Origin of the sequence: Asaia sp. SF2.1 (assembly GCF_000505765.1) — a bacterium.
Classification (GTDB): Bacteria; Pseudomonadota; Alphaproteobacteria; order Acetobacterales; family Acetobacteraceae; genus Asaia; species Asaia bogorensis.
In genome coordinates this window covers 309467-317526 of record NZ_AYXS01000012.1, presented here as the reverse complement: position 1 = coordinate 317526, position 8060 = coordinate 309467, and the positions used below count along the sequence as shown (strand labels likewise).

At 61.1% G+C, this 8060-nt stretch carries 6 protein-coding genes and 1 pseudogene; 5 read left to right on the top strand and 2 right to left on the bottom strand.

Annotated features, from left to right (window positions below; all coding sequences use genetic code 11):
- Positions 1-410: 410 nt before the first annotated feature.
- On the bottom strand, positions 411-1646 hold the full coding sequence (argJ, locus tag P792_RS27775) for a bifunctional glutamate N-acetyltransferase/amino-acid acetyltransferase ArgJ (protein ID WP_023978588.1): 1236 nt from the start codon (positions 1644-1646) through the stop codon (positions 411-413).
- Between the two features lie 139 nt (positions 1647-1785).
- A complete protein-coding gene (locus P792_RS27770) occupies positions 1786-2706 on the bottom strand; it encodes a peptidylprolyl isomerase (RefSeq protein WP_023978587.1) in 921 nt (306 codons plus the stop codon).
- 362 nt (positions 2707-3068) lie between these two features.
- Here P792_RS27770 and secA point away from each other — a divergent pair, with 362 nt between their 5' ends.
- From secA to P792_RS38800, 5 genes and pseudogenes are all read left to right on the top strand, one after another.
- Positions 3069-5816 (top strand): preprotein translocase subunit SecA, encoded by a 2748-nt coding sequence (gene secA, locus P792_RS27765; RefSeq protein WP_023978586.1) that lies wholly within the window; start codon positions 3069-3071, stop codon positions 5814-5816.
- Between the two features lie 36 nt (positions 5817-5852).
- Positions 5853-6602, top strand: coding sequence for a YebC/PmpR family DNA-binding transcriptional regulator (locus P792_RS27760; RefSeq protein WP_023978585.1), 750 nt, complete (start codon positions 5853-5855; stop codon positions 6600-6602).
- Positions 6599-7105: a crossover junction endodeoxyribonuclease RuvC gene (gene ruvC / locus P792_RS27755; protein WP_023978584.1), complete on the top strand. Its 507-nt coding sequence runs from the start codon at positions 6599-6601 to the stop codon at positions 7103-7105. Before P792_RS27760 ends, ruvC begins: the two co-directional genes overlap by 4 nt.
- Positions 7106-7181: 76 nt before the next feature.
- The gene (gene ruvA / locus P792_RS27750) at positions 7182-7787 is read left to right on the top strand and encodes a Holliday junction branch migration protein RuvA (RefSeq protein WP_023978583.1); all 606 of its coding nucleotides are present in this window, start codon (positions 7182-7184) and stop codon (positions 7785-7787) included.
- Between the two features lie 55 nt (positions 7788-7842).
- A pseudogene (locus tag P792_RS38800) lies at positions 7843-8060 on the top strand (Holliday junction branch migration DNA helicase RuvB); the annotation flags it as partial.

Sequence of the window (8060 nt, the reverse complement as noted above, 5' to 3'; positions counted from 1 at the left end):
CCCGGCAACACCGCCGCCGATGATGACCACGCGAAATCCATTAGCCATGAAGTTTCCTCCGCAGTGTCGTCCGGGCAGGAATTACGACACTGATATGATTGCTCTTGTTGTGAGCGCGTCTCGCTCTCAACCCATAATGTGGGAGCAATCAACGCGGTCGTCCAGACGCGAGATGCGTCGCAGCGATCAAAAAAGGACGACTACGGTACTAAATCAGAAAAGGATGAGGCGCAATGCCGCACGCAGGCACTGAGAACGGACGCAGACGCGGTTGAACAGAGGCCTGTCCGCTGGATTCGGGAGAGGGAGGGGAGCGCCTAAGCGCTCAGGCTCCAGCGGTCGCGCAGAAGAGGATTGCTGGAGCGAAGGCCGCCATGCTGGGCCCGGTTGGTGGGCCCAGCGGTCGTGGTTCAACTCCGGTAGGAGCCGTTGATGTCGATATAACCGTGGGTAAGATCACAGCTCCAGATCTGTGCGTGGCCATTGGCCAGCCCGAGATCGATCTGGATATCGATGTCCTGACCCTTCATATGGGCCACCACGGGGGTTTCATCATAGCCTTCGACAACCGTTCCCTGTCGGGCGATCCAGACATTGCCGATGGCGACGGAGAGTGTGTCGCGATTGGCTGGCTCACCACTTTTGCCTACGGCCATGACGACGCGGCCCCAGTTGGCGTCCTCACCGGCAATAGCCGTCTTGACCAGCGGGGAGTTGCCAACGGCGAGCGCGATCTTCTTGGCCGATTCGTCTGAAACGGCACCGCTCACACGCACCGTGAACATCTTCGTTGCCCCTTCACCGTCACGAACGACCATCAGGGCCAGTTCGAGCAGCAGGGAATCGAGGGCTTCACGGAAAGCCGCCAGTGCCGGACCGGTCAGGGAGGTGATCTCGTCATGACCGGCCTGCGCCGTGGCGAAAACCAGCACCATGTCTGACGTTGATGTGTCGGAATCGACCGTAATGGCATTGAAGCTGCGTTCTGTGCCCTCGCGCAGGAGCGATTGCAGCACATCATGGGAAATTGCGGCATCGGTTACCACAAAGCCCAGCATGGTGGCCATGTCGGGTGCGATCATGCCGCTGCCTTTGGCAATGCCCTGCAGGGTGACGGTCTTGCCCCCGATCTCGACCTGCCTTGTGGCAGCCTTGGGAAAGGTGTCGGTGGTCATGATGGCGCGGGCGGCGTCTTCCCAGCCTTCGGGCGAGAGCACCTCATAGAGCTGAGGCATCGCATCACTGATGCGCTCGGCATCAAGCGGTTCGCCAATGACGCCGGTGGAGGCAAGAAATACCTCTGTTGCTGGACAATGCACGACACGCGCAGCGGCGGCCGCCGAGATTTGCGTGGCGATCACGCCCGCGCGGCCGGTAAAGACGTTGGCATTGCCCGAATTAACCACCAGCGCACGCGCCTTGCCCTGCGCCAGAGCTGCACGGCTCCAGTCGATGGGAGCGCCGGGGCATTTGCTGCGCGTGAACACGCCCGCCGCCGTTGTGCCGGGCACGAACTCCATCATCATGAGGTCAGTGCGATCCTTGTAGCGGATCTGCGCGGCAACAGCGCCCAGCCTGACACCAGCCACCGGCAGAAGGCGCGGCAGGGGTTGGGCGAGGGGGGAGCGGGGGAGGGCTTTTGCCATGATCTGTCTCCGAGCTTTAAACGTCGGAAAGAGGATGCACGGCTTGGGGCTCAGGTCCAGCCCCCCGCCCCGCAATGGGGCGAAAAGACTGGAATTCTGAGTGAAAAGTGAGCGTTAGATGCTCACCTGTATGTGGCGATTACTTCTTCGCCGGGGCCGCAACCGGGGCATCGCTGATGGGCTTGCCCTGGGCGTCGTAGCGCACGATCTTGACCTTCTTCTGCGCGTCATCGACGATCTTGCGCACGTTGTCACGGATCAGCTGCTGACGGATTTCGTCATGCACCTGGTCCAGCGGCGGCACAGGGGCTTCACGCGAGGCCAGAACCTGAATGACGTGCCAGCCATACTGGGTCTTGACCGGGGTCTGGCTGATCGTGCCGGGCTTCATGGCGAAAGCGGCCTTCGAGAACTCCGGCAACATGTCGTCTTTCTTGAACCAGCCAAGATCACCGCCGCTTGCGCCCGATCCCTTGTCGGTCGAGAGCTTCTTGGCGAGATCCTCGAACTTCGCGCCCTTGTCGAGCTGCTTGATCACGTCCTTCGCGGTTGCTTCATCAGCCACAAGAATATGGCGGGCATGAATTTCCTGCTCACCCTTCTTGGAGGCGTAATTCGCCTGATAGGCCTGCTTGATGGCGTCTTCCGTCACCAGCGGCGCAACCTTTTCCTGCAGATAGGCATTCTGCAGCGCGTTATCGGCAGCATCCTGCATCTGGGCCTTCACGTCCGGCTTCTTGTCGAGGCCTTCCTTGAGTGCGTCGATCTGGATCGCCTTCTGGCTGACCAGCTGGTTCAGCAGGATGTTGACCAGCGTGTTCGGCGGCAGCTGGCGCGCCTGCGGGGGCAGGCTGGCAGCAGCGTGCTTAACGTCATCCAGATAGATCTTCTGTCCATTGACAGAGGCAATCAGCGGGTTGGCATCGGCAGGGGCAGCCGGGGCAGCGGCCGGAGCCGCATTCGCCGGGGCGGCAGGGGCAGGGGCTGCGAAAGCCGGAGCCGCCAGAGTCGTGCCGGAGATGAGAGCGGCGCAGAAAAGGGCCGGGCGGGTAAGCCGCATGGAGAAATAACCTCGAAAAACTCGTGGAACTTTGTCCAGCATGGCGCAGGCTTGGGCGCTCGGCAAGGCCGCCAAGGCCGCGATATCGGGTTTTGATGGCGCTCTTCATGAAGAAAACGTGCGTTGCGGGGCTTTGAGCGACGCTGAACGCGATGCTGCTCGGTTGACCGGGGCAAGGGCGCGCCTTATCTCATTTCCCGCGTGGACAATCCCGATCCGGCTTCGGCGGATGTTTCGCGTGACCGCCTTGACCGATCGCCGCCTCTCAATCGGGCGAATTCATCGGTGCAGGCGGGTCGGGATGATCCGCACTCCAGTTCGCGGTCCTGCTTCTAGCGGACCAGTTCGCCAGAAGGACAGTCATGTTCGCTCGTATTGCCCGCGCCATGTTCGGCACCGCCAATGATCGCTCACTGAAGGGCTATCAGAAGCGCCTGCCTGAAATCAACGCGCTTGAGCCTGCCATTCAGGCTCTCGACGATGATGCACTGCGCGCAAAGACCGAGGAATTCAAGGGCCGTATCGCCGGAGGTGAGAGCCTCGACAAGATCATGCCCGAGGCCTTCGCCGTGTGCCGCGAGGCATCGCGCCGTGTGCTCGGCATGCGTCATTTCGACGTTCAGCTCGTGGGCGGCATGGTGCTTCATTCCGGCCGTATCGCTGAAATGCGCACAGGTGAGGGCAAGACGCTGGTGGCGACGCTTGCGGTCTATCTCAGTGCGCTGGCCGGTAAGGGCGTGCACGTCGTGACGGTGAACGACTACTTGGCCAAGCGCGATGCCGAGGAGATGAGCAAGCTCTATAGCTTCCTTGGCCTGACCACGGGTGTGATCATTCCCAATCTGTCGGACGATGAGCGCCGCGCTGCCTATGGGTCGGACATCACCTACGGCACGAACAACGAATTCGGCTTCGATTATCTGCGCGACAACATGAAATACACGCTGGAAGAAATGGTCCAGCGTCCTTTTTATCATGCGATCGTCGACGAGGTGGATTCCATCCTGATCGATGAGGCGCGTACACCGCTCATCATCTCCGGCCCTGCCGATGACAGTTCCGAGCTGTATCGCGGGGTGGATGACGTGGTGGTTCAGCTCGTCAAGCATCCCGAGGCCTTCGAGCGGGACGAGAAGCTGCGTACGGTCATCCTGACCGAACAGGGCTCCGACATGGTCGAGGAAATGCTGCGTGAGGCCGGCGTCCTGCATGAGGGCGGCCTTTATGACGTGCACAACATCGCCGTCATGCACCACGTCCAGCAATCCCTGCGTGCCCATACGCTTTTTGCCCGGGATGTCGAATATATCGTCCGTGGCGGCAAGGTGGTCATCATCGACGAGTTTACGGGCCGCATGATGGATGGCCGTCGCTATTCCGACGGGTTGCATCAGGCACTTGAGGCCAAGGAACACGTCGAGATCCAGCCTGAGAACCAGACGCTGGCCTCGATCACCTTCCAGAACTATTTCCGTCTCTATCCCAAGCTTTCGGGCATGACCGGCACGGCCATGACCGAGGCTGACGAGTTTGCCGAGATCTACAAGCTCGATGTCGTCGAGATTCCCACCAATCTCCCCGTCGCGCGCAAGGATACGGATGACGAGGTCTACATTACGGCCCGCGAGAAGTTCGAGGCTGTAGCGAACCTGATCCAGGACGTTGCAAAATCAGGGCAGCCGGTGCTGGTAGGGACGACCTCCATCGAAAAGAGCGAGCATCTCTCCAACCTGCTCAGCTCCAAGAAAATCCCTCACTCCGTGCTGAACGCCCGCTTCCATGAAATGGAATCGCAGATCGTCGCACAGGCCGGTGCGCCGGGCGCCATCACCATTGCCACCAACATGGCGGGACGTGGTACGGACATCAAACTCGGCGGCAATCTGGATATGCTGATCCGCCAGAGCCTCGAGAAGATCGAGGATGAGGCAGCGCATGAAGCCGAGATCCGCCGCCTGCGTGAGGAAATCGCGGTCAACCATGGCAAGGTCAAGGAACTTGGCGGCCTGTATGTGATCGGTACCGAGCGCCATGAGAGCCGTCGTATCGACAACCAGCTGCGTGGCCGTTCCGGCCGTCAGGGTGATCCGGGGGCATCACGCTTCTTCCTGTCGCTTGAAGACGACCTGATGCGCATCTATGGCGGCGAGCGCATGGGCGCGTTCTGGACCAAGCTGGGCATGAAGGAAGGCGAGGCCATTGTTCATCCCTGGCTGAACAAGGCGCTTGAGCGTGCCCAGAAGAAGGTTGAAGCGCGCAATTTCGACATGCGCAAGAACGTTCTGAAATACGACGACGTCATGAACGATCAGCGCAAGGAGGTTTATGCCCAGCGCCGCGAATACATGGCGATGGACGACGTATCGGGCATCCTGCAGGAACTGCGCGAGCAAAGCATCGAAGAGATGGTCCATGCCCGCGTGCCCGAGAAGGCTTTTGCCGAACAGTGGGAGAGCGAGGCGCTCGAAGCCGATCTGCTGTCGCTGCTCAACCTGACCCTGCCGATTCGCGATTGGGCGAAGGAAGACGGCATGGATGCCGATCTGATCATCCAGCGTGTGGAAGAGGCGGCCACGCAGGCGCAGGCCGCACGCTCGGCCAATATCGGCCCGGAGATCATGCGTCATATCGAAAAGCAGGTGCTGCTCACCTCGTTTGACGGTGTGTGGAAAGAGCACCTCCATGCGCTTGATCAGCTGCGTCAGGGCATCGGCCTGCGCGCCTACGGTCAGCGTGACCCACTTAACGAATACAAGCACGAAGCTTTCCAGCTCTTTACCGCCATGCTGGACGACATGCGTATTCGTGCCACCTCGACCATGTCGCGCATCGAGGTGGTCCAGCAGGCCGATCCGTTCCCCGGTTTCGATGGTCATGCCGGTTTCGAGGGGCAGCAGATCTTTGCGTCCTCCGATGAGGGGGCCTCATCGGCCGGGCTTGAGCCGCGGCAGGTAGGCATGCAGCCGGGCGGAATGTTCCAGGCCCCGTCAGGCATGGGCATGAATGTGCCCGAGGCCGAGGGTAGCTATGCGCAGGAAACCCCGCGCAACGCGCCTTGCCCGTGCGGGTCGGGCAAGAAATTCAAGCATTGTCATGGCCGTCTGGCCTGAAGAAGAACGAACAGTCATACGGTTTAGGAGGCTCTGATGGCCGGTCATTCGCAATTCAAGAACATCATGCATCGCAAAGGTGCGCAGGACGCCAAGCGTGCCAAGCAGTTTGCGAAGATCCTGCGTGAAATCACGGTTGCTGCGCGCTCGGGCCTGCCTGATCCGTCATCCAACCCGCGCCTGCGCGCCGCCATGATTGCGGCCCGTGAAGCCAACATGCCCAAGGACAATGTCGAGCGTGCCATCAAGAAGGCCAGTGGTGCCGGTGGCGGTGAGGATTACGTGGAAGTCCGCTACGAGGGCTATGGCCCGGCGGGTGTTGCCGTGATCGTCGAGGGGCTGACGGATAACCGCAACCGTACCGCGAGCGAAGTGCGTGCTGCGTTCTCCAAGCATGGCGGGTCGATGGGCGAGAGCAACTCCGTGTCCTTCATGTTCCAGCGTCTGGGGGTCGTTACCTACCCGGTTGCCGCGGCTTCCGAGGAAGACATGCTGGATGCGGCCATTGAGGCGGGTGCCGATAATGCCGAGCTCATGGCTGATGGCCACGAGATCACCTGCGCCATGGAAAACCTCTTTGCAGTGCGTGATGCGCTCGAAGCACGTTTTGGCGAGCCAAGCTCGGCCAAGCTTGACTGGCGCCCGGAAAACACCGTGACACTGGATGAGGAAAAGGCACGCTCGGTGCTCAAACTCATCGACGTTCTGGAAGACAATGACGACATCCAGGCCGTCTACGCGAATTTCGACATTCCCGACGACGTTGCCCAGGCACTCGCTGCTTGATCCGTCTGCTCGGTATCGATCCCGGCCTGCGTTTCATGGGCTGGGGGCTGATTGATGTCGAAGGCAACCGGTTGCAGCACGTCGCCTCCGGCGTAATTGCCACGGATGGCGCCGAGTCTGTACCGCTGCGCTTGTGCGAGCTTCATGGTGCCCTGCAGAAGCTGATACGCGATTATCGGCCTGCCGAAGCGGCGGTTGAGGAAACATATGTCAACCGCAACGGAGCTTCGACTCTCAAGCTCGGTTATGCGCGCGGTGTCGCCTTGCTGACGCCGGCCTATGAAGGGCTGCCCGTGGCGGAATACGGCGCCATGATGGTCAAGAAATCCGTTGTCGGCACCGGGGCCGCCACGAAGGAGCAGGTGACCATGATGGTCAAGCGCCTCCTGCCGGGTGCGGTCATTCACAAGGCGGATGCATCCGATGCGCTGGCGGTGGCGATCTGCCACGCCCATCACCGGGAGACGGCGCGGCAGGTCATGTCTGGCAGGCGTATGGCCTGATCGGGCTCGCAGCCTGATTGATAACAAGACAACAGGGCTCGGGGCGGGGTGCCATGACGCGTAAAGTGAGGTGGGCATGATCGGGCTACTGACAGGTATCGTGGTAAGCACGGATACGGATCGCTGTATTCTCGACGTCAATGGCGTGGGCTATCTCGTCTCGGCGTCGAGCCGGACCCTGGCAAATCTGCCTGCGGCCCCTGAAAAGACACGACTGCTCATTGAGACCGTGGTGCGCGAGGACGCAATCCAGCTTTTCGGCTTCCTGACTTCGGATGAGCAGGAATGGTTCCGTCTGCTAACCACCGTTCAGGGTGTCGGGGCCAAGGTGGCGCTGGCCATTCTTTCTGTGGCGACACCGGGCGATCTGGTTCTGTCCATCAGCGCTGGCGACAAGGCGGCGCTGACCCGTGCGGCGGGCGTTGGTGCCCGTCTGGCCGAGCGCATCGTGACAGAGCTCAAAAGCAAGGTGGGCAAAATGCCCGCAGGCGGCGCGACTGCGGTCGGGCGTAGCGTCACGGGTAATGCAGGCTCTGTGGAAAGTGACGCGTTGCAGGCACTGGCCGGTCTCGGTTTCCGCCGCGCCGAGGCCTGGCCTGTGCTCAGTCGCATTCTGGTCGAGCATGAGGGGGCAACGCTGGACAAGGTCATTCGTCTGGCGCTCAAGGATCTGGCGCGATGACGCAAGGCATGGCCCGGTCAAATGAGACCAGCAGCAGGGGAACAGGGGCGAGAGCATGAATGACACGGATAGAGGCCCACTGACCCCCGAGCGTCGTATGGAAGATACCGATCACGGTTTGCGTCCCCAGACGCTCGATGACTTCACTGGGCAGCGGGCCAGCCGCGAAAACCTGTCCGTTTTCATCCAGGCAGCCCGCAGCCGGGGCGAGGCGCTGGACCATGTCCTGCTGCACGGGCCACCGGGCCTCGGCAAGACGACGCTGGCACAGAT

Bases quoted from the DNA above. Each gene is read 5' to 3' on its own strand.
- ruvA (WP_023978583.1), top strand. From the start codon at position 7,182: ATGATCGGGCTACTGACAGGTATCGTGGTAAGCACGGATACGGATCGC.
- P792_RS27760 (WP_023978585.1), top strand. From the start codon at position 5,853: ATGGCCGGTCATTCGCAATTCAAGAACATCATGCATCGCAAAGGTGCG.
- argJ (WP_023978588.1), bottom strand. From the start codon at position 1,646: ATGGCAAAAGCCCTCCCCCGCTCCCCCCTCGCCCAACCCCTGCCGCGC.
- secA (WP_023978586.1), top strand. From the start codon at position 3,069: ATGTTCGCTCGTATTGCCCGCGCCATGTTCGGCACCGCCAATGATCGC.
- P792_RS27770 (WP_023978587.1), bottom strand. From the start codon at position 2,706: ATGCGGCTTACCCGCCCGGCCCTTTTCTGCGCCGCTCTCATCTCCGGC.